Origin of the sequence: Roseibacterium elongatum DSM 19469 (assembly GCF_000590925.1) — a bacterium.
Lineage (GTDB): Bacteria > Pseudomonadota > Alphaproteobacteria > Rhodobacterales > Rhodobacteraceae > Roseibacterium > Roseibacterium elongatum.
Genome location: NZ_CP004372.1, coordinates 1,541,809 through 1,561,591, shown reverse-complemented (window position 1 = coordinate 1,561,591; position 19,783 = coordinate 1,541,809). Strand labels below are relative to the sequence as shown.

Below are 19,783 nucleotides of genomic sequence, written 5' to 3'. Positions count from 1 at the left end.
AATCGGTGCGCCCGCGCCTATTGAGGGGCAACGCTTTTCGGTGCAGCCATGAAGACCCAGGACATGACCCGCGATTACCTCGCCACCGCCCGGACCCTGTCCGAGGCACTGCCCTACCTCCAACGCTATGACGATGCGACCGTGGTCATCAAGTTCGGCGGCAACGCCATGGGCGACGACGCGGCGATGGCCAGTTTCGCGCGCGACATCGTGTTGCTGCGCCAGGTGCGGGTGAACCCCGTCGTCGTGCATGGGGGCGGCCCTATGATCAACGAAATGCTGGCCAGGCTCGGGGTCACGTCCGAGTTTGTGGGCGGCAAGCGCGTCACCGACCAGCAGACCGTCGAAGTGGTCGAGATGGTGCTGTCGGGCCTTGTGAACAAGCGGATCGTGCAGGCGATCAACGCGCAGGGCGGCAAGGCGGTGGGCCTGTCGGGCAAGGATGCGGGGCTGATCACCTGCGATCCGGCCGACCCCAGGCTGGGCTTCGTGGGCGAGCCGAACACGGTGAACCCGCAGGTTCTGACCAACCTGTTCGGCGACGGCATGATCCCGGTGATCGCGCCCCTCGGGGCGGGCCGGAACGGGGAAACATTCAACATCAACGGCGACACGGCGGCGGGTGCCATCGCGGCGGCGCTGAATGCCGACCGCCTGCTTTTGTTGACGAATGTCGCTGGCGTGAAGAACGAGGCGGGCGAGGTGGTGACGGCCCTGAGCGCGGCCGAGGTCGAGCAGATGACGCGCGGCGGCACCATCGCGGGCGGCATGATCCCCAAGACGGAAACCGCGCTTGCCGCCGTGCGCAACGGCGTGCGCGCCTGCACCATCGTGGATGGGCGGGTGCCGAATGCCGTGCTGCTGGAACTGTTCACCGAGCATGGCGCGGGGTCGATGATCCGCGCGTAGCGGGCCCTGGGCGGCGGGTCACAGCCTGTACACATCCTGTACACACCCCGTGCATACATCCTGTCGGACGCGCCATGGCGCTGGCGCCGCGCATCGCCTCTCGCCAGATGGCCGCGGCTGCCCTACCGTCCGACCATGACCAGCTATTCGGATATCGCGACTCGGGCCGCGGCGCAGCACCTGGAGGTTTGCGGCGCCTTTCACCCCGTCGCGGGGGATGGCGCGCCCGAGGGATGCGCGACGCTGCTCCTGCTGGGCCCGCGCGAGCCGGGGTTCTGGGCGCATGTCACGGCCGCGCCCGAGTTCCACGACACCGGCGCGGACCCGGTGGATCGCTGGTCGCGCCGCGTGATCACCGAACTGGCCGACGCGCTGGGGGGCCGCGCGCTGATGCCGCTGGACGGGCCGCCTTGGCAGCCCTTCGTGGCCTGGGCCTATCGCTCGGGGCGGACATGGCGCAGCCCGGTTGCCCTGCTGGTGCATGACGGGGCCGGTCTGATGCTGTCCTATCGCGGGGCGCTGAGCCTGCCGTTTCACGTCGATCTGCCGCCAGCGCCCGCCGCGCCGCCCTGCGCCACCTGTCCGCAGCCTTGTGCGCGGGCCTGTCCCGTCGCAGCCCTGTCGGCCGAGGGCTATGACACGGCCACCTGCCACGCCTTTCTCGACACCGACGCCGGGGCCGACTGCATGCGCGGGGGCGTGCGCCGCGCGGCGGGCCTGCCCGGTCAGCCACGGCTAGGCCGCGACCCTGCCCAATCCGCCTATCACATGCGATCGTTCCACCCATGAGCCGAACCCTGATCCTGATCCGTCACGCGAAATCCGACTGGGGCGATGCCGGCCTGGCCGATCACGAGCGCCCGCTGAACGACCGTGGCCGCAGAAGCGCGCCGCGTATCGGCCATTGGTTGGCAGAAGGCGGGTATCATCCCGATATGGCGATGGTCTCGAGCGCCCGCCGCACGCAGGACACCTGGGACCGGATCGCGCGGGAACTGACGGATGCGCCGGCCCCGATCCTCAGCCATGGGCTCTATAACGCGGCGCCCGCGGATTTGCTGACGGCGATCCGCAGCGTCGAAGGGGTCGGAACCCTTGCGATCGTGGCGCATAATCCCGGCATCGGAAGCCTTGCCTGGTCGCTGTGCGACAGCCCGCCGCAGCATCCGAAATTCGGCCTTTACCCCACCGGGGCGACCCTGGTTCTGCGGTTCCGGGGAAAGGACTGGCGCGACACCGCGCCCGGACGCGGAGAAGTCGTGGCCTTTGTGACGCCGCGCGACCTGCCCGGGCGCGGCTGATTGACCGGGCCGGTTGACCGAACAGGCCGAAAGATGCCTGAGTGTTGCGACGGTGGGGACAGGGGATACAGGGGACATCGATATATGACGAACACCCTCGTCGCGATCATCAAGACCGCGGAGGATATGGGTTTGCTGCACCAGACCGCCGAGGATGAGGCCCTGAACGGCCGCTCGATCCGGCTGGGGGGCGCGATCTGATCAATTTCGCTTCGTGCAGTTACCTTGGGCTCGAGACGGACCCGCGGCTGAAGGCGGGGGCCATCGCCGCGACCGAACGTTACGGGACGCAATTCTCGGCCTCGCGGGCCTTTGTCGCCGCGCCGCCCTATGCCGAGGTCGAGGACGCGCTACGCCGGATCACCGGGCGCCCCACCCTGCTTGCGCCGTCGACATCGCTTGCCCATCAGGCGGTGCTGCCGGTTCTGGTGGATCGCGACGATCTGGTGCTGGTCGACCGCCAGAGCCACGCCTCGGTGCAGATCACGACCGAGATCCTGTCGGCGCGGGGGGCGCGTGTGCAGACGGTCCCGCATAACGATGTCGCGGCCATCGAACGCAAGCTGTCGCAGGCCCCGGACGGCACGCGGGTCTGGCTATTGATCGACGGAATCTATTCGATGTTCGGCGACATGGCCCCGTTCGACGCGCTCGACGATCTGCTGGCGCGGTTTTCGGGCCTGCATCTGTATGTTGACGACGCCCATGCCACCGGATGGATGGGCCGCCACGGGCGCGGTGCGGCGCTGGAGCGTTGGCCCGACCATCCCCGTGTGATCGTGGCCTTGTCCCTGAACAAGTGCTTTGCCTGCGCGGGCGGGGCCCTGGCGCTGGCCGACGACGCGCAGGCGCAGCGCGTGCGCTACCAGGGGGCGGCGTTGATGTTTTCCGGCCCGGTGCAACCGCCCATGCTGGGGGCGATCGGGGCCTCGGCCGCGCTGCATCTGTCGCGCGACCTGGCCGGCCTGCAATCGGAGTTGATGGCGCGCATCCGGCATTTCAACCGCCAGGCGGCGCGCGCGGGGCTGACCGTGATGTCGGAGGCCGAAACGCCGATGCGCTACATCAGGATCGGCGACACCACGCAGACCATTCGCGCCGGGATGGCCCTGCAACAGGCCGGGTTCTTTGTCAGCACGGTGGGCCATCCCGCCGTGCCGCATCGCGACACCGGAGTGCGCCTTTCCCTGACGCGGCATCACCGGATGGCCGATATCGACGCCGTGATCGGCGCGCTGGCCGCCCATATGGGCGAGTCGCAGGCCACAGCGGCGCAGTGACCGGCCGATGGTGCAGACCGGCGCCGCGCTGACCCCCTCGGAACGCATCCTGTGGCGCAGCGGGCCGAACCTGATCACCGTCTTCGCGCAGACACAGGGCGCCATCGACGCCGCGCGGGCGCTGGCGGGGGTGATGGCGCTGGCGCGGTCGGACGACCGGTTGCGCCGCGTGGTTCAGGATGGCCCATTGCCGCAATGGGGGCCCGAACAGGCGCTGGATCCGGCGGCGCATCTGAAAGTGCTGCGCGCGCCGGGGCTGATCGGGCCTGAGGGGGCCGCAACACTGCTGGATACGCTGCGGCGGCAGGCGCTGCCCGGCGACCGGCCCGGCTGGCAGGCGGTGGTGGTCAATCCCGATGGGCCGTCAGACCGGGCGGTGTCGGGCCTTGCGCTGCATCTCGATCACGCGATCGGGGATGGCACGCGGCTGGCGCGCGCCTTGCTTGGGGCTTGGCGGCACGGGTCTGCACCTGACGGCCTGAACATGGCCCTGCCGGTGACCACATTCGAGGACCTGTCCCGCACGGTCGATCCGCGCATCGATGCGGTGCCGCCCGCCACGCTGCGGCTGCGCCTGCCGTCCGGGGGCGCGTCGGGACGGATCGGGGCCTTGATCCGCGCCGGGGCCGTCGTGCTGGAACGGCAAGAGCTCTTCGGTGTCCTGCCGCCGCGCCAGCGCGCGTCGGTGTCCATCGCCCGCTTTGCCAGCCGTCACAGCGCGCAGGGGGCGCTGCGCAATGATGCGCGCATGGTCCGGATGCGCGTGAGCGAAAGCGCCGGCGACATCCGGGGCCTGCGCATCGTGCCGCCCCCGCCCGAGGCGCTGTATCGCCTGAAGCTGGGTCTTGGCGGCGTGCTGCCGGCCCGCTGGCTGCGCCGCGCGGTCGATGCCGAGTTCTCGGCCCCCGGCCAGGTGCTGACGATCATTCCGGGGCATGCGGGGTGGCTCGAGGTCGGCGGGGCGCCGATCCGCTCGGTCATGGCGCTGGCCCCGGCGATGGGGCATCCGCCGCTGGCCCTGACCGGCGTCAGTTATCGCGGCGAGATGCACCTGACGGTCTCGGCCCGCGGGCCGGACGGCCGGGGCGTCTCGGCCGAGGCGGCCGAGACGCTGCGCGACGCGCTGGTGGCGACATAGAAAAAGGGCCGGCGCATCCGGGCGCCGGCCCCTGACCCCGATGTCGGGTGCGCGACGGGCGTCAGTGCCCGAGGATCTGGCTGAGGAACAGCTTTGTCCGGTCGCTTTGCGGATTGTTGAAAAACTCTTCGGGCTCGTTCTGTTCGACGATCTGGCCCGCATCCATGAAGATCACCCGGTTGGCCACCTGCCGGGCAAAGCCCATCTCATGCGTCACGCAGAGCATGGTCATGCCTTCCTCGGCGAGCTGGATCATGGTGTCGAGCACCTCCTTGATCATCTCGGGGTCCAGCGCCGAGGTCGGCTCGTCGAAGAGCATGATGCGCGGCTTCATGCACAGGCTGCGCGCGATGGCGACACGTTGCTGCTGACCGCCCGAGAGCTGGCCGGGGTATTTGTCGGCCTGTTCGGGGATCTTCACCTTTTCCAGGAAATGCATCGCCACTTCCTCGGCCTCTCTCTTGGGCGTCTTGCGCACCCAGATCGGGGCCAGCGTGCAGTTTTCCATGATCGTCAGATGCGGGAACAGGTTGAAGTGCTGGAACACCATCCCGACCTCGGAGCGGATCTTGTCGATGTTCTTGAGGTCGTTGGACAGAAGCGTGCCATCGACGGTGATCCGGCCCTGCTGATGCTCTTCCAGCGCGTTGATGCACCGGATCAGCGTGGATTTGCCCGACCCCGAGGGGCCGCAGATCACGATGCGTTCGCCCCGGTTCACCGTCAGGTCGATGTCGCGCAGCACGTGAAAGGTGCCATACCACTTGTTCATGTTGCGGATCTCGATGGCGACCTCGTCCGAGACGGTCATCTGCGAGCGATCGATATCGCGGGCTTGTGCGGTTGCGTCGGTCATGTGTCAGACCCCCCTCAGCGGTGATCGGTGCGCAATTTGCGCTCGAGATATTGCGAATAGCGGCTCATCGAATAGCACGCGATGAAGAAGCAGAGCCCGATGAAGATGAAGAGCTCCCAGTAGACACCGTTCCAGTCGGTCGAGGCCCGGATCGCGTTGGAGAAGCCGATCGGATCCAGCAGGCCGATGAAGACCACCAGCGTCGTGTCCTTGAACAGGCCGATGAAGGTCGAGACGATGCCGGGGATCGAGATCTTGAGCGCCTGCGGCAGGATGATGAGGCGCATCGACTGCCAGTAATCGAGGCCGAGGCTGTCGGCCCCCTCGTACTGACCGCGTGGCAGGGCGGCGAGGCCCCCACGCACCACCTCGGCGATATAGGCCGAGGCGAAAAGCGTCACCATGATGATCACGCGCAGCATCAGGTCGAAATTCGAGCCCGGCGGCAGGAAGTAGTTGAGCAGCAGCGACGCGGTGAACAGCCAGACGATCAGCGGCACGCCGCGGATCACCTCGATGAAGATCACCGAGAACTTGTTGATGATGAACAGGTCCGACTGGCGCCCGAGGGCCAGAACGATCCCCAGCGGCAGCGACAGGATGATGCCCGCGATGCCGATCACGAAGGCCAGCATGAAGCCGCCGAAATCGTCCGAGGGCACGAACTCGATCCCGATGGGCGCAATGGCGCCCAAGGCCCCGGCCAGAGGACCGGCGGCGAAGAACCAGTACAGGATCGGCACCACGATGGCCGCGATCGTCCCACCCAGGTTGCCAATGATCGGCGTCAGGAACCTGAAGGCGACCCAGCCGACCACAAAGCCGACCGCAACGGCCAGCGGCCCCCAGATGGTGCCGCCCCAGAGCAGCCAGTACAGGACGAACGGGGACATGGCGGTGAATGCGAGAAGCTTGCGTGGCAGACCGTCATAAAGCACCGGGGCGATGGCCCCGAGGAACAGGACCAGCGCCAGAACCGGACGCCAGTACAGTTCGGACGGGTAGAAGCCGAACATCAACTGGTCCCAGCGATCGGTCAGTACGGCCCAGCAGGCCACCTCGACACCTTCGCCATAGCGGGCGTCGCGGATCTCGCGGCATTCCGACAGGCTGCCGGCATCCCAGATTCCGTTGACCATCCAGCCAAGCACATGGCTGAGCAACCAGTAGATGACGTAGATCGAGACCAGCGTCAGGATCGTGTTCGCAACCGAGGAAAACAGGTTCTCGCGCAGCCACTTGATCACGCCCTTCTCGGCGACGGGCGGGTCCTTTTCCGGCAGCATCTCGCGGCGGACGAAGGCGGTGGCAAGGGCGCTTTCTGCGTGCGTATCGCTCATGTCACCGCTCCTTCAGTTTGACGGAGTTGTTGTAGATGTTCATCAGGCCCGAGATGATCAGGGACGTGGCCAGATAGAACAGGCCCAGAAGCAACATGCCCTCGAGCTCGCGCCCGGTCTGGTTGATGGTGATCCCCCCAAGGGTGGATCGCACATCCATGTAGCCCACGGCGATGGCCAGCGACGAGTTCTTGGTCAGATTCAGATATTGCGAGATCAGCGGCGGGATGATCACGCGTAGGGCCTGGGGCAGGATCACCAGGTTCATCGTGCGGTTCGGGCGCAGGCCAAGGGCATAGGAGGCCTCGGTCTGGCCGCGCGACACCGACAGGATGCCGGCGCGCACGATCTCAGCGATGAAGGCCCCGGTATAGAGCGACAGCGCGAACCACAGCGCGATCAGCGAGTTTCGCAGCTGGATGCCGCCGGTGAAGTTGAACCCGCCCAGTTCGGGATAGTTCAGCGACACGGGGCGACCGAGGATGAAATAGAACAGCACCGCGGGCACGAAGAACAACGCCATCGACACCCAGAACACCGGCAGGATGTCCCCGGTGGCCTCTTGCCGCTTGCGGGCATAGCGCCGGAAGGCCCAGATCGCGACCAGCGACAGCAGGAAGACGGCGATCAGGATACCCGAGTTGGGCCCCCAGACAGGCGCCGGAATGAAGATGCCGCGGTTGGTGACCGCGACCGAGTCGAACAGGATCATCGACGCTTCGGCGTCGGGACCTCGGAAATCGCGGGGCTGCGGTGTGGATTCGGTCATCACGGCGAAGATGACGATGATCCACAGAAGCAGCGGAATGTTGCGGAACCCCTCGACATAGACGGACATCAGGCGCGCCACGATCCAGTTCTTGGACAGGCGCAGCACCCCGGCGAACACGCCCAGGATCGTGGCCATGATACAGCCGAGGAAGGCCACCAGAAGGGTGTTGAGAATACCGACGATCGCGGCGCGGCCATGAGTCGAGTCGTTGGAATACTCGATCAGGCGCTGGTTGATGTCATAGCCGGCGCGGTTGAAGAGAAACCCGAAATCGAAATCCTTGCCCAGCGCGGACAGGTTCTGAACGGTGTTGTTGGCCAGCCAGACGAGCCCCGACATGATCAGGATGAAGGCGACCACCTGGATGGTCATCGACCGATATCGGGTGTCGTATATCAGCTGGCTGAGTCGGAAGGAGTCGGAAGGTGGGTCCGATATGGTCGCCATGTCTGCCCCCGGATTTGGATAAAGGGATCCCGCAAGACAACCGCGTTACGCCAGTTCGTCCATGTCGATCCGAATTTCAGCTTGGATGCGGCGTCACGTGCCGCCGAGGCGGAAGGGCGCGGTCATGCCGCGCCCTTCCTTTGGGTAGATCTTAGCGGAACGGGGGCGAGTAGAGCAGGCCGCCATCGGTCCACTGGGCGTTCAGACCACGCGCCAGACCGATCGGGGTGTTTTCGCCGATGTTGCCCTCGAAGATTTCGCCGTAGTTGCCCACCGACGAGATCACGTTGACTAGCCAGTCGCTTTCGAGGCCGAGCATCGCGCCCAGTTCACCCTCGGTGCCGAGCATGCGGTTGATCTCGGGGTTCTCGGTGCCGGCGGCCAGTTCCATGACGTTGGCCGAGGTGATGCCCAGCTCTTCTGCCGAGATCAGGCCGTTCAGCGTCCAGCGGACGATGTCGCCCCATTCGTTGTCGCCGTGGCGAACGAGCGGGCCGAGCGGCTCTTTCGAGACGATCTCGGGCAGAACGACATGCGCCGCGGGATCCTCGAAGGTGGCGCGCGTTGCGGCCAGACCGGAGGCGTCGGTGGTGTACACGTCGCAGGCACCGGCAAGGTACTGCTGCTGAGCCTCGGCATTCGTTTCGATCGGCACGGGCTCGTAGCTCATGTTGTTCGACGCGAAGAAGTCGGCGAGGTTCAGTTCGGTCGTGGTGCCGGTCTGGATGCAGACGGTCGCGCCGTCGAGTTCCATGGCCGACGACACGCCGAGGTCACGCGGAACCATGAAGCCCTGACCGTCGTAGTAGTTCACGCCGGTGAATTCGAAGGACAGATCGACATCGCGCGAGAAGGTCCAGGTGGTGTTGCGGGCCAGCATGTCGATCTCGCCCGAGGCCAGCGCGGTAAAGCGGGTCTGGCCGGTGGTCGGCACGAATTCGACAGCCATCGGATCGCCAAGCACAGCAGCAGCAACGGCGCGGCAGACGGAAACGTCAAAGCCCTGCCATTCGCCGTTGGCGTCGGGCGCGGCAAAGCCGGTCAGGCCGGTGGTCACGCCACAGTTGAGCGAGCCGCGCTCCTGCACCTCTTCCAGCGTCGACGCCGAAGCGAGACCGGCGGTCAGGCCGGCGACGGCGATCGTGCCGAGAAATACGGATTTCTTCATTTTTACCTCTTCCTGATGGACAACCCTTGGGGGCCGTTTTTATGCGCCCCTCGGGCGTTGCAGTGGTCCGTGAGAGTCTTTCACCCCCCTCACTGCCCGTAAAATGGGCAAAGAAGCGCCGACAGGTCAAGGGAAACAGGGAGGAAATCGGTCCGACCGCCGCCAAGCTGCGCCCGCGCGTTAAGCACTTGATGCGTAATTGTGCAATCACGCCTTTGGGATGGCCAGTCGGGCGTCACTCGCCGGATGCGAGATGCCAGAACCACGCGGCATGGGAAAACTGGCCCGCCTTGTGGGCGGCCATGGCGTCGGCTTCTTCGTCACGGCCCCATTGTTCGATCTGCCAGTCTTCATCGATTCGGCTCAGCCGCCACGCGTCGTCGGGGGGCAGGCGGCCATAGGCCACCGCCAGCCCAAGCACCGCCGACCCCGACAGCGTCACCAGATCGTGCAGCGCCGTCAGGCGAAAGGGCCCGGTTTCGGCGATGACCTGCCCCAGACGGTCGAGGCTGTCGCGGGGCTGGGCCACAGGCAGGACCCCGGCGGTCGGAAAAAGGCGCGCGCCAAGCCTGTCGGCGGCCCAATCGAGCAAGGGGTCCCAATCGGCCGTCTGGCGCGCCACCAGTTCATCGGGGTGATCGGCGCGGTGGCACAGAAGGTCGGTTTCTCCGTAGGCGGCCAGCATCTCGGCCACTTCGGCGTGCTGGGTGGCCACGCGGTCGATCGCGGCGTTGGCCGAGCGGGTGACCGGCATGGTCAGGGGGGCGATCTCGTCTTGCTGGGCATCCCATTCGAGCGCGATCGCCTGCGCCATGTCTTCGGAGGGCAGGATCATCGCGGCCTTGGCCGGGGTGCGGACGGGGCGCCCATCGAGCAAGACCTGCCATCCGTCCGCGTCGCGGGTGACGGTGGCCTGTTTCCAGAATCGCTTGGCTTTCCATTCGGTCATGGTCGTTGAAATACCTTTTCGAGCGCGCCCGGCAAGTCGTCGAACCGGTCGAGCACGGCGCAGGCGCCGGCGGCCATCAGCGCCTCGGGCCGGTGATAGCCCCACGCGACGCCCAGCGCGTGAATGCCCGCCGCGCGGCCCATCTGGATGTCATAGGTCGTATCGCCAAGGATCACGGCATGATCGGCGGCGACCCCGGTCTCGAGCAGGCAGGCCGCGATCATCGCGGGATGGGGTTTTGACGGGTGGTCATCGGCGACCTGCACCGTGTGGAACAGCGGCGCGATGTCATGCATCTCGAACAGATGCGTCAGGCCGCGCCGGGATTTGCCCGTCGCCACGCCCAGCAGGGTGAAATCCTGCGCCGCGAGGCCGGTCAACTGGTCGCGCGCGCCGGGAAACAAAGGGGAAAGCGCCGCGTCGTCATCGGCCACGCGCAGGGCGGCAAACGCCCCTTTGTAGGCCTCGACGAGGGGCGCGGTCAGGTCGGGGCGGTCGGGCGCCAGCCGCGCCATGGCGACAGGCAGGGACAGGCCGACGATCTGCAGAATCTCGGCCCGCGGCGGGGTCGACAGGCCGTTGGCGGCAAAGGCCTGCGCCATGGCCGCCAGGATATGCGCCTGACTGTCCACCAGCGTGCCATCCACGTCGAAGATCACCAGACGCAGGTCGGTCATTCGAGATCCTCGAACGGGTCGGTCGGCACGTCATTGGCATGCCAGCCCAGCGTGTCCCAGGTGCGGGCCATGTGATCGGGCAAGGGCGCGGTCAGGTGCAGATGCGCGCCGGTCATGGGGTGGGTTAGCGTGAGGGACCGCGCATGCAGGTGCAGCTTGCGGCTGATCTCTCCGCCCAGTTGCGCCCCCCAGCCATCGCCAAGGTTCTCCTGCCCCGAGCCGCCGTATTTGCCATCGCCGATAATGGGATGCCCCATCTCGGCCATATGCGCGCGCAACTGGTGGGTACGGCCGGTCACCGGCACCAGCGCGCACCAGCTGACGCGCCCGCCAAGGCCCGACAGCACGGCGTAATCGGTCACGGCGCGCTTGGCATCGGGGGTGCTGTCGACCTCGGCGGGATGGATGCAGAGCATCTTTTCGCCCTCGCCCCCCTTGCCGTGACCCGGTGCCTTGACCAGCCCGTAGCGGATCGTGCCCATGCGCGGGATCGGCACGCCGGCAACCGCGGCCCAGTAGATCTTGCGCGTCTCGCGGGCGCGAAAGGCGGCGGTCAGAGCCTTGGCCCCTTCACGCGTGCGCGCCAACAGCAGGATGCCCGAGGTGTCCTTGTCGAGCCGGTGCACGAGGCGCGGCTTGTCGTTGAGCCCGAATTTCAGCGCCTCGGCCATGCCGTCCACGTGGCGCGTCTGCTTGCTGCCGCCCTGGGTGGGCAGGCCCGGCGGCTTGTTCAGCGCGATGATATGGTCGTCGCGGTAGATCACGCAGGCGCGGATCAGCTTGGCGTCCGCCTCGGGCACGGTTTCGCGCACCGGCGCGGGGGCCTCGGCCTCGGGCAGCGGCGGCACGCGCACCGCTTGGCCGGTCTCGACGCGGGTCGAGGCCTTGACCCGCCCGCCATCGACACGGATCTCGCCCTTGCGGCAGCCCTTTTCGATGCGACCTTGGGTGATCTGCGGGAAACGCCGTTTCAGCCAGCGGTCGAGGCGTTGATCGCCCTCACCCTCGGCCACGGTGATGGTTTGAACGCCACTCATGCTGCGAAACTCCGAGACAGGGCGAGGCCGACAAACAGCGCCGTAATGGACAGGACGACATTGGCCAGCACATAGGCCGCGGCAAGGCCCAACGCGCCCCGTTCATACAGCGTGACCGCCTCGAGCGAGAAGGCCGAGAAGGTGGTGAAGCCACCCAGGATGCCCGTCGCCACGAAGGGCGACAGGTGGGTCAGCCCGCGCTGCGCGGCCATGCCGATGAACAGGCCCATGGCGAAGGAACCGAGGACATTGACCGTGATGACGCCCAGCGGAAAGGCCAGATGGCCAAAGGCCCGCACCAGACCGACACCGGTCAGGTAGCGCAGGCTGGCGCCGATGGCCCCGCCAAGGGCGACTTGGAGAACGGTCGAAAACATGCGCCGGGGATGGGCGCGCGCGGGGCGCTTGTCAACCGCGCTGGCGCTTCTTGCGCAGGCCTTCGAACCAGTCGAGGCGCTTTTTCAGGTCACGCTCGAAGCCGCGCTCGACCGGGTGGTAGAAATGCGCGCGCCCCATGCGTTCGGGGAAATAGTTCTGCCCCGAAAACCCGTCTTCGGCATCGTGGTCATAGGCATAGCCCGCGCCATAGCCCTGCTCTTTCATCATCTTGGTGGGCGCGTTCATGATGTGTTTGGGCGGCGGCAGGGAGCCGGTTGATTTCGCCGAGGCGCGCGAATCCTTGTAGGCGGTGTAGGCCGCGTTCGATTTCGGCGCGAGGGCGAGGTAGATCACCGCCTGCGCCAGCGCCAATTCCCCCTCGGGGGAGCCGAGCCGTTCAAAGGTTTCCCAGGCATCGAGGCATTGGCGCTGCGCCTGCGGGTCGGCCAGCCCGATATCCTCGACCGACATGCGGGTGATGCGCCGCGCGAGGAAACGCGGGTCTTCGCCGCCCTCCAGCATCCGCGCCAGCCAATACAGCGCCGCGTCCGGGTCTGACCCGCGCACCGATTTGTGCAAGGCCGAGATCAGGTTGTAATGCGCCTCGCCCGATTTGTCGTATTGCGCGGCACGGCGTTGCAGGCGATGCGCCAGCGCCGAGGTATCCAGCGGTGCGCCCGTCTCCCACGCCGCGACCTGCTCTACAAGGTTGAGCAGCGCACGCCCATCGCCATCGGCCATGTCCCGCAGGGCATGGCGCGCCTCGGGCGTCAGCGGCAGGGTCTTGCCCAATTCCAGCTCGGCCCGTTCCAGCAACTGGTCCAGCGCCCCCTCGTCCAGCAGGTTCAAGACCAGCACCTGCGCGCGCGACAGGACGGCGGCGTTCAACTCGAACGACGGGTTTTCGGTGGTGGCACCCACCAACAGGATGGTCCCATCCTCCATATGCGGCAGGAAGCCGTCCTGTTGCGCCTTGTTGAAGCGGTGGATCTCGTCCACGAAGAGCAGCGTCCCCTGCCCGTTCGCATGGCGATGGCGCGCGGCCTCGAACACTTTGCGCAGTTCCGGCACGCCGGTGAAGATCGCACTGATCTGGACGAAATGCAGGTCCGTTTCATCGGCCAGCAGGCGCGCGATGGTGGTCTTGCCCACGCCGGGCGGCCCCCAGAAGATCAGCGAGGGCAGGCTGCCCGCATCGAGCATGACGCGCAGGCTGCCCTCGGGGCCAAGCAGGTGGTCCTGCCCGATGACCTCGGACAGGGCGCGCGGGCGCAGGCGGTCGGCCAGGGGCCTGGGGCCCCTGGCGGTGTCCGCGGTCGTCGCCGCGGGGGCGGTGTCGAACAGGTCGGGCATGACCGGGCGAGCGTATCCCGCCCGGACGCCCCCCTCAATGCATCTTCGACGCCATCGAGACGAAGTAGACGCGGTGCGGCACGCCGGCGAAACTCATCTCGGGGCCCGCCGGCACCATGTCGATGCCGAGGCGTCGGGCCAGGCGCGGGATCAGCGTGGGCAAGAGGCCGATCAGGATCGTGGCCCCCTGCGCGCGGGCCGAGCGCACCATGTGCCCCATCAGGGACATCTGCACGCGGCGGCGGATCTCGGTCGGCACGTCATCGACCACGAACAGGCGGTTCGCATCCCAGATATGATCGGCGATCGGGGCCGGTTCCCACAGCAGGTTGCCGGGGATCGTATCGAGCAGCCCGCGCTGCGCATCGCGCACCATGTAGCTGTAGATGCCGCATTTCGCCGTGGTGGGGGTCAGGCGCACCCCGGCCATGACCCGGCCGTTTTCATGCACGCAGACCCAGCGGCTCTGCGCGGTGTCATACTGGTCGAATTCCATGCCGGCCTCTTCGGGCAAGTCCCACTGCTTGCCTTCGATGAAGGTGCGGTGGCGCGCCTTGAGCATGTTGGCGAAAAGCGGGCCGTAGGTGTGCATGTTGTCGAAAGAGAGCGTTGCAGTTTCCATGTCAAAGAGTCCTCTCGGGTGGTTGTGGTCAACAAACGCACCGCGGGGACGACCCTTTTGCCTCTGCTGTCATCCAGACCCTAGATGAACCCGTACTCCTTTGCCCTTTGCACCGCTTCGGCCGTTGTGCGGGCCATCAGCTTTTGCCGGGCGGAGGTCAGGCGCGCCTTGAGGGCACTTTCGGAAATTCCAAGTTTGGCTGCGGCAGCTGCATGGCGGTCCCCCTCCGCGATACATTTCAGGGCGTCGGCCTGCGCCTTGGACAGGCGGGCCGGCGGTTCCGACAGGTCGTGCATGCGCTGCACGATCCTGAGAATGTGTTCCATCTCGTTTTCGGCGAACTCGCGGTCCTGGCGGCTGGCGCCGGCGATGGTGCGCGACGACATCGGCCCGATCGAGGCGATCATCCCGTAGGTCAGGCCATACCCCGCGGCCTCCGCCATGATGCCGAACGGATCGGGCAGACCGATCTCGCTCCAGCGGCGGGTGCCGGTATGGCTGAGGCCCCAGGCCAATGTCGGGTCGCGCAATCCGTAGAGCTTCGCGGTGTAAACCTCCTGCCAGGCGTCGGGATAGGTGTTCACCATGATAAGGGGCGAGACGTATCTAATGTGTAAACCGACGGCGAAACCGGCCGGCGCCGCCAGAGACAACTCGTGCAGAAGAAGATCGAGAACGGGTGCTTTAGACATGAACCTGACCAAAAGAACATGTCCTTTTAGACAGGTCCCCGAGTCGGGGGTCAACGCAAAAGCGTATGCGAGCCCGTCTCTCGTTACGTCGCGACACGCGGCAAACGAAAAAGCCCCCGCCTGAACGGCGGGGGCTGTTGGGTGCCACCCTTGGATGGGGGCGGCCTGTCGGGCGGGATTACTCCGCGTCGAACTCGGCCATGTCCTCTTCGCGGGCGCGGTCTGCGGCGCCCTTGGCGTCGGACATCGCGGTCGACGAATTCGATGATCGCCATCGGCGCCATGTCACCATAGCGGAAGCCGGCCTTCAGCACGCGAACATAGCCGCCCTGGCGTTCGGCGTAGCGGGGGCCGAGCACCTCGAACAGCTTGGCGACATGCATGTCCTGCTTGAGCTGCGACGCGGCCTGACGGCGGGCATGAAGATCGCCGCGCTTGCCCAGCGTGATCAGCTTTTCGACGATGCGGCGCAATTCCTTGGCCTTGGGCAGGGTCGTCTTGATCTGTTCATGTTCGATCAGCGACCCGGCCATGTTGGCGAACATCGCCTTGCGGTGTTCATGGGTCCGGTTCAGGCGGCGGTATCCGCGAGCGTGACGCATTTTCTATCTCCTGGTCTCGTTTTGCTTTGTCCGGGGGTCCATGCGTGGCGGACCCCTCTCCTTGGGGCGGGATGCCCTTGTCGTCCCCGGCCGTCCGAGCATTGGCGGGGGCGGCGGACCGCCCCCGAAACCGTCAGAAGTTGTCTTCGTACTTCTTGGCCAGTTCCTCGATATTGTCGGGCGGCCAATCGACGATATCCATCCCCAGATGCAGGCCCATGCCGGACAGCACTTCCTTGATCTCGTTCAGCGACTTCCGGCCGAAGTTCGGGGTGCGCAGCATCTCGGCTTCGGTCTTCTGGATCAGGTCGCCGATATAGACGATATTGTCGTTCTTGAGGCAGTTGGCAGACCGGACCGACAATTCGAGCTCGTCCACCTTCTTGAGCAGAAGCGGGTTGAACTCCAGATCGTCCTCGTCGTCCTGACGGCCGGCGGCCTCGGGCTCGTCGAAATTCACGAAGATCGACAACTGGTCCTGCAGGATGCGCGCGGCATAGGCCACGGCATCATCAGGCGTGACCGATCCGTCGGTTTCCAGCTTGAGCGTCAGCTTGTCATAGTCGAGCACCTGCCCCTCGCGGGTGGGCTGCACGTCGTAGGACACCTTTTTCACCGGCGAGTAGATCGCGTCGATCGGCATCAGGCCGATGGGCGCATCCTCGGGGCGGTTCTTGTCCGCCGACACATAGCCCTTACCGGTGTTGACCGTCAGTTCCATGTAGAGGTCCGCGCCCTCGTCGAGGTGGCAGATCACGTGATCCTTGTTCAGGATCTCGATGCCCGCGCTTTCCGAGATATCGCCCGCGGTGACGAGCTTCGGCCCCTTGGCCGAAATCGACAGGCGCTTGGGGCCTTCGGCTTCCATGCGGATGGCGACGCCCTTGAGGTTCAGAACGATGTCGGTCACGTCCTCACGCACGCCGGCGACCGACGAAAACTCGTGCAGGACACCGTCGATCTGGACGCTAGTGATGGCCGCGCCCTGAAGCGAGCTCATCAGCACGCGGCGCAGGGCGTTGCCCAGCGTCAGGCCAAAGCCCCGCTCGAGCGGCTCGGCCACGACCGAGGCCTTGCGGGCCGGGTCGGTGCCGGGGTTCACGACCAGTTGGGTCGGTTTGATAAGCTCTTGCCAATTCTTGTGGATCATGCGTCGCCTCCATACTTGTACCGGGTGGATCCGATGGCCCGGTACGCCCGAGGATCAAAATGACAGCGGCGGGCCGCGCGCATGCGCACGCAACCCGCCAGAAAAACTGTTCGCTTACACGCGGCGGCGCTTGGGCGGACGGCAGCCGTTATGGGCCATCGGCGTCACGTCACGGATCGACGTGATCTGAAAGCCGACAGCGGCCAGCGCGCGCAGCGCCGACTCGCGGCCCGATCCGGGGCCCTGCACTTCGACTTCCAGCGTCTTGACGCCGTGTTCCTGTGCCTTGCGGCCGGCATCTTCGGCGGCCATCTGCGCGGCATAGGGGGTCGATTTGCGGCTGCCCTTGAACCCCATCGTGCCGGCGGACGACCAGGAAATGGCGTTGCCCTGCACGTCGGAAATCAGGATCTTGGTGTTGTTGAAGGACGAATTCACATGGGCCACACCGGTGGCGATGTTCTTCGAAACCTTGCGCTTGGCGGGACGACGATCGCGTGCCATTGAACCAGCCCTCCCTTATTTCTTTTTGCCGGCAATGGCCTTTGCGGGGCCCTTGCGCGTGCGTGCGTTGGTGTGCGTGCGCTGACCGCGAACCGGCAGGTTGCGGCGATGGCGCAGACCGCGGTAGCAGCCCAGGTCCATCAGACGCTTGATGTTCATCTGGGTCTCGCGGCGCAGGTCGCCCTCGACGGTGAAATTCGCGTCGATATGCTCGCGGATCTGCAGAACCTCGGCGTCGCTCAGTTCGTTGACGCGACGGCTCTCGTCGATGCCGACGGCGGCGCAGATTTCCTTGGCCGAGGACTGGCCAATTCCGGTGATGTAGGTGAGCGCGATCGGAACGCGCTTGGCGGTGGGAATGTTCACGCCGGCAATACGTGCCACGTCAATTGTCCTTTCGTTGCGAGCCCGTAGCGCCAGGCCCTTTTTTCACAACGTTAGCCCGGCGCATCGCGCGACCGGGCCGCAGTCATCTCTACAGGTGGTGTGTCGCGGCCGGGACACCCCGAATCGAGACACGCTTTTCCTTGCGGAAGTGGTGCGCATATTGGGGATCGGTGACATCGTCAACCCCTGCCGCGGCAATCGGCCCCGACACGCGCCGATTCAGCCCAGGATCGCCTTGATCGCGGCCGCGACCTCGTCGATCTGGCCCAGACCGTCGATGGACTGAAGCTGCCCCTTGGCGTGGTAATAGCCGATCAGGGGCGAGGTCTTCTTGTAGTACTCCATCAGCCGCACCTTCATGCTTTCGGCATTGTCGTCGGCGCGCACGGGCTGCCCCGCGGCCGCGGCCTCGGTGGCGCGGTTGACGACCCGTTGTACAAGCACGTCGTCATCGACCTGCATCTCGATCACGGCATCGAGGGTCTGCCCCTCGTCGGCCAGAAGATCGCCAAGGGCATCGGCCTGCGCCAGGGTGCGGGGGAACCCGTCGAAGATGAACCCGGCGGCTTTGACGGTCGCCAGCTTTTCGCGGATCAGCCCGATCACGATCTCGTCGGTGACAAGCTCGCCACGGGCCATGACCTCGGCCACGCGGTTGCCCATCTCGGTGCCGCTGCCCTTGGCCTCGCGCAGCATGTCGCCGGTCGAGAGCTGAACCATGCCGCGCTCTTCGACCAGAATGCCGGCCTGGGTGCCTTTGCCCGCGCCGGGCGGTCCGAGAAGAATGATGTTCATCGACGTGCGGGCCCTTTCCGTGCCTTCGATTTGCCGCCCTTGCGCCCGCGCAGCTGCGATTTCTCAAGCAGCCCCTCGTATTGATGCGCCAAGAGATGCGATTGGATCTGTTGCACGGTGTCCATGCCCACCGAGACGATAATCAGGATCGAGGTACCCCCGAAATAGGCGGTGATGGCCAGGTTGGTGCGCACGATTTCTGGCAGCAACACGACCAGCGCCAGATAGGCCGAGCCCAGAACGAGAATGCGGTTCACCACGTAATCGAGGTATTCGGCCGTCCGCTTGCCGGGACGGATACCCGGCACGAAACCGTTCTGGTTCTTGAGGTTGTCGGCCACGTCCTCGGTCTTGAACGACACATTGAGGGTGTAGAAATAGGTGAAGAAGATCACCATGCCGGCAAAGAACGCCAGATAGAGCGGCTGACCGGGCCCGAAATTGGCCAGGACCCACGACATGACCGGGCTGGTCGCCTGACCGCCCGAAAAGGTCGTCAGCGTCGTGGGCAGCAACAACAGCGACGAGGCGAAGATCGCCGGGATCACACCGGCCGGGTTCACCTTGATCGGCAGGTGGCTGGACCCGCCGTCATAGACCTTCATCCCCACTTGCCGGCGGGGATACTGGATGTGGATCTTGCGCAAGGACCGTTCCATGAACACGACGAAGAACAGCGTCGCGGTCAGCATGAAGATCACACCCAGAACGGCCGGCGTGGTCAACGAGCCGGAGCGCCCCGATTCAAAGAACTGCGCCAAGGCGGCGGGAATCTCGGCGATGATGCCGACAAAGATGATCAGCGAGATGCCGTTGCCGATGCCGCGTTGCGTGATCTGCTCGCCCAGCCACATCAGGAACATCGTGCCGCCGACCAGCGTGATGACGCAGGCCGCGCGGAAGAACCAGCCCGGATCGGCCGCCAGACCGCCGGATTCCATGCTGACGGCAAGGCCATAGGCCTGAGCCGTGGCCAGGGCGACGGTGCCGTAGCGCGTGTACTGGTTCAGCTTTTTGCGACCCTGTTCGCCCTCTTTCTTGAGCTGCTCGAGCGCGGGAACCATCGACGCCATCAGCTGGACGATGATCGAGGCCGAGATATAGGGCATGATCCCGAGGGCAAAGACCCCCATCCGCGACAGCGCGCCGCCGGTGAACATGTTCAGCACGCCGCCAAGACCGGCTGCCGCCTGCTCGAAGAAGTTGCGCAGTTCGACACCGTCGATGCCCGGAACGGGAATGTAGGTGCCGACGCGGTAGATGATCAGAAGACCGAGGGTGAACACGATGCGCTGGCGCAATTCGGTCGCTCTGCCGAATGCCTTCCAGCTCATGTTCGCGGCCATTTGCTCCGCTGCTGATGCCATGCCGCCTCTCTTATGCGCGATGCGCCGCAAGACCGGTCCATGCGGTCCTGCGGCGCGAA

Annotated in this window: 21 protein-coding genes and 1 pseudogene; 5 read left to right on the top strand and 17 right to left on the bottom strand. The window is 65.8% G+C overall.

Going from position 1 to position 19,783, the window contains the following annotated elements; all coding sequences use genetic code 11:
- Positions 1–48 precede the first annotated feature (48 nt).
- The 5 genes from argB (at position 49) to ROSELON_RS07515 (ending at position 4,628) form a co-directional block, all read left to right on the top strand.
- Entirely contained in the window at positions 49–909 is an 861-nt protein-coding gene (gene argB, locus ROSELON_RS07535; protein WP_025311808.1) for an acetylglutamate kinase, read from the top strand.
- A 135-nt stretch (positions 910–1,044) separates the two neighbouring features.
- Positions 1,045–1,698 carry a hypothetical protein gene (locus ROSELON_RS07530; RefSeq protein WP_025311807.1) on the top strand — a complete coding sequence of 218 codons (654 nt, stop codon included), beginning with the start codon at positions 1,045–1,047 and terminating at the stop codon, positions 1,696–1,698.
- Positions 1,695–2,210, top strand: a complete 516-nt coding sequence (locus tag ROSELON_RS07525) for a SixA phosphatase family protein (RefSeq protein WP_025311806.1) — start codon at positions 1,695–1,697, stop codon at positions 2,208–2,210. Before ROSELON_RS07530 ends, ROSELON_RS07525 begins: the two co-directional genes overlap by 4 nt.
- 197 nt (positions 2,211–2,407) lie before the next feature.
- On the top strand, positions 2,408–3,490 hold the full coding sequence (locus ROSELON_RS07520) for an aminotransferase class I/II-fold pyridoxal phosphate-dependent enzyme (RefSeq protein ID WP_084613726.1): 1,083 nt from the start codon (positions 2,408–2,410) through the stop codon (positions 3,488–3,490).
- 7 nt (positions 3,491–3,497) lie between these two features.
- Positions 3,498–4,628 (top strand): hypothetical protein, encoded by a 1,131-nt coding sequence (locus ROSELON_RS07515; RefSeq protein WP_025311804.1) that lies wholly within the window; start codon positions 3,498–3,500, stop codon positions 4,626–4,628.
- A gap of 61 nt (positions 4,629–4,689) precedes the next feature.
- Here the strand turns inward: ROSELON_RS07515 and ROSELON_RS07510 are convergent, their stop codons facing one another.
- The 17 genes and pseudogenes from ROSELON_RS07510 to secY all read right to left on the bottom strand — a co-directional run bounded on the left by ROSELON_RS07510 (position 4,690) and on the right by secY (position 19,724).
- On the bottom strand, positions 4,690–5,484 hold the full coding sequence (locus ROSELON_RS07510) for an amino acid ABC transporter ATP-binding protein (RefSeq protein ID WP_025311803.1): 795 nt from the start codon (positions 5,482–5,484) through the stop codon (positions 4,690–4,692).
- Positions 5,485–5,498: 14 nt separating this feature from the next.
- A complete protein-coding gene (locus ROSELON_RS07505; protein WP_025311802.1) occupies positions 5,499–6,824 on the bottom strand; it encodes an amino acid ABC transporter permease in 1,326 nt (441 codons plus the stop codon).
- Position 6,825: 1 nt separating this feature from the next.
- Complete coding sequence (locus ROSELON_RS07500) at positions 6,826–8,043, bottom strand: amino acid ABC transporter permease (RefSeq protein ID WP_025311801.1); 1,218 nt, start codon at positions 8,041–8,043, stop codon at positions 6,826–6,828.
- Positions 8,044–8,194: 151 nt separating this feature from the next.
- Positions 8,195–9,211 carry an amino acid ABC transporter substrate-binding protein gene (locus ROSELON_RS07495; RefSeq protein ID WP_025311800.1) on the bottom strand — a complete coding sequence of 339 codons (1,017 nt, stop codon included), beginning with the start codon at positions 9,209–9,211 and terminating at the stop codon, positions 8,195–8,197.
- 235 nt (positions 9,212–9,446) lie between these two features.
- Positions 9,447–10,160: an ATP12 family chaperone protein gene (locus ROSELON_RS07490; protein ID WP_025311799.1), complete on the bottom strand. Its 714-nt coding sequence runs from the start codon at positions 10,158–10,160 to the stop codon at positions 9,447–9,449.
- Positions 10,157–10,837, bottom strand: a complete 681-nt coding sequence (locus ROSELON_RS07485) for an HAD-IA family hydrolase (RefSeq protein ID WP_025311798.1) — start codon at positions 10,835–10,837, stop codon at positions 10,157–10,159. The genes ROSELON_RS07490 and ROSELON_RS07485 overlap by 4 nt, the downstream gene beginning before the upstream one ends.
- Positions 10,834–11,874 carry an RluA family pseudouridine synthase gene (locus ROSELON_RS07480; RefSeq protein ID WP_025311797.1) on the bottom strand — a complete coding sequence of 347 codons (1,041 nt, stop codon included), beginning with the start codon at positions 11,872–11,874 and terminating at the stop codon, positions 10,834–10,836. Before ROSELON_RS07480 ends, ROSELON_RS07485 begins: the two co-directional genes overlap by 4 nt.
- Positions 11,871–12,251, bottom strand: a complete 381-nt coding sequence (crcB, locus tag ROSELON_RS07475) for a fluoride efflux transporter CrcB (RefSeq protein WP_025311796.1) — start codon at positions 12,249–12,251, stop codon at positions 11,871–11,873. Before crcB ends, ROSELON_RS07480 begins: the two co-directional genes overlap by 4 nt.
- Before the next feature lie 31 nt (positions 12,252–12,282).
- Entirely contained in the window at positions 12,283–13,605 is a 1,323-nt protein-coding gene (locus ROSELON_RS07470; protein ID WP_025311795.1) for a replication-associated recombination protein A, read from the bottom strand.
- Between the two features lie 34 nt (positions 13,606–13,639).
- Positions 13,640–14,227, bottom strand: a complete 588-nt coding sequence (locus ROSELON_RS07465) for an acyl-homoserine-lactone synthase (protein ID WP_025311794.1) — start codon at positions 14,225–14,227, stop codon at positions 13,640–13,642.
- A gap of 80 nt (positions 14,228–14,307) precedes the next feature.
- Complete coding sequence (locus ROSELON_RS07460; RefSeq protein WP_025311793.1) at positions 14,308–14,919, bottom strand: helix-turn-helix transcriptional regulator; 612 nt, start codon at positions 14,917–14,919, stop codon at positions 14,308–14,310.
- Between the two features lie 178 nt (positions 14,920–15,097).
- Positions 15,098–15,521 (bottom strand): annotated as a pseudogene (gene rplQ, locus ROSELON_RS07455) (50S ribosomal protein L17).
- 133 nt (positions 15,522–15,654) lie between these two features.
- Positions 15,655–16,671 carry a DNA-directed RNA polymerase subunit alpha gene (locus ROSELON_RS07450; protein WP_025311792.1) on the bottom strand — a complete coding sequence of 339 codons (1,017 nt, stop codon included), beginning with the start codon at positions 16,669–16,671 and terminating at the stop codon, positions 15,655–15,657.
- Positions 16,672–16,785: 114 nt separating this feature from the next.
- Positions 16,786–17,175, bottom strand: coding sequence for a 30S ribosomal protein S11 (gene rpsK, locus ROSELON_RS07445; RefSeq protein WP_025311791.1), 390 nt, complete (start codon positions 17,173–17,175; stop codon positions 16,786–16,788).
- Positions 17,176–17,190: 15 nt separating this feature from the next.
- Positions 17,191–17,559 (bottom strand): 30S ribosomal protein S13, encoded by a 369-nt coding sequence (rpsM, locus tag ROSELON_RS07440; RefSeq protein ID WP_025311790.1) that lies wholly within the window; start codon positions 17,557–17,559, stop codon positions 17,191–17,193.
- 222 nt (positions 17,560–17,781) lie between these two features.
- Positions 17,782–18,357 carry an adenylate kinase gene (locus ROSELON_RS07435; RefSeq protein WP_025311789.1) on the bottom strand — a complete coding sequence of 192 codons (576 nt, stop codon included), beginning with the start codon at positions 18,355–18,357 and terminating at the stop codon, positions 17,782–17,784.
- Complete coding sequence (gene secY, locus ROSELON_RS07430) at positions 18,354–19,724, bottom strand: preprotein translocase subunit SecY (RefSeq protein WP_025311788.1); 1,371 nt, start codon at positions 19,722–19,724, stop codon at positions 18,354–18,356. Before secY ends, ROSELON_RS07435 begins: the two co-directional genes overlap by 4 nt.
- Positions 19,725–19,783: the final 59 nt, after the last annotated feature.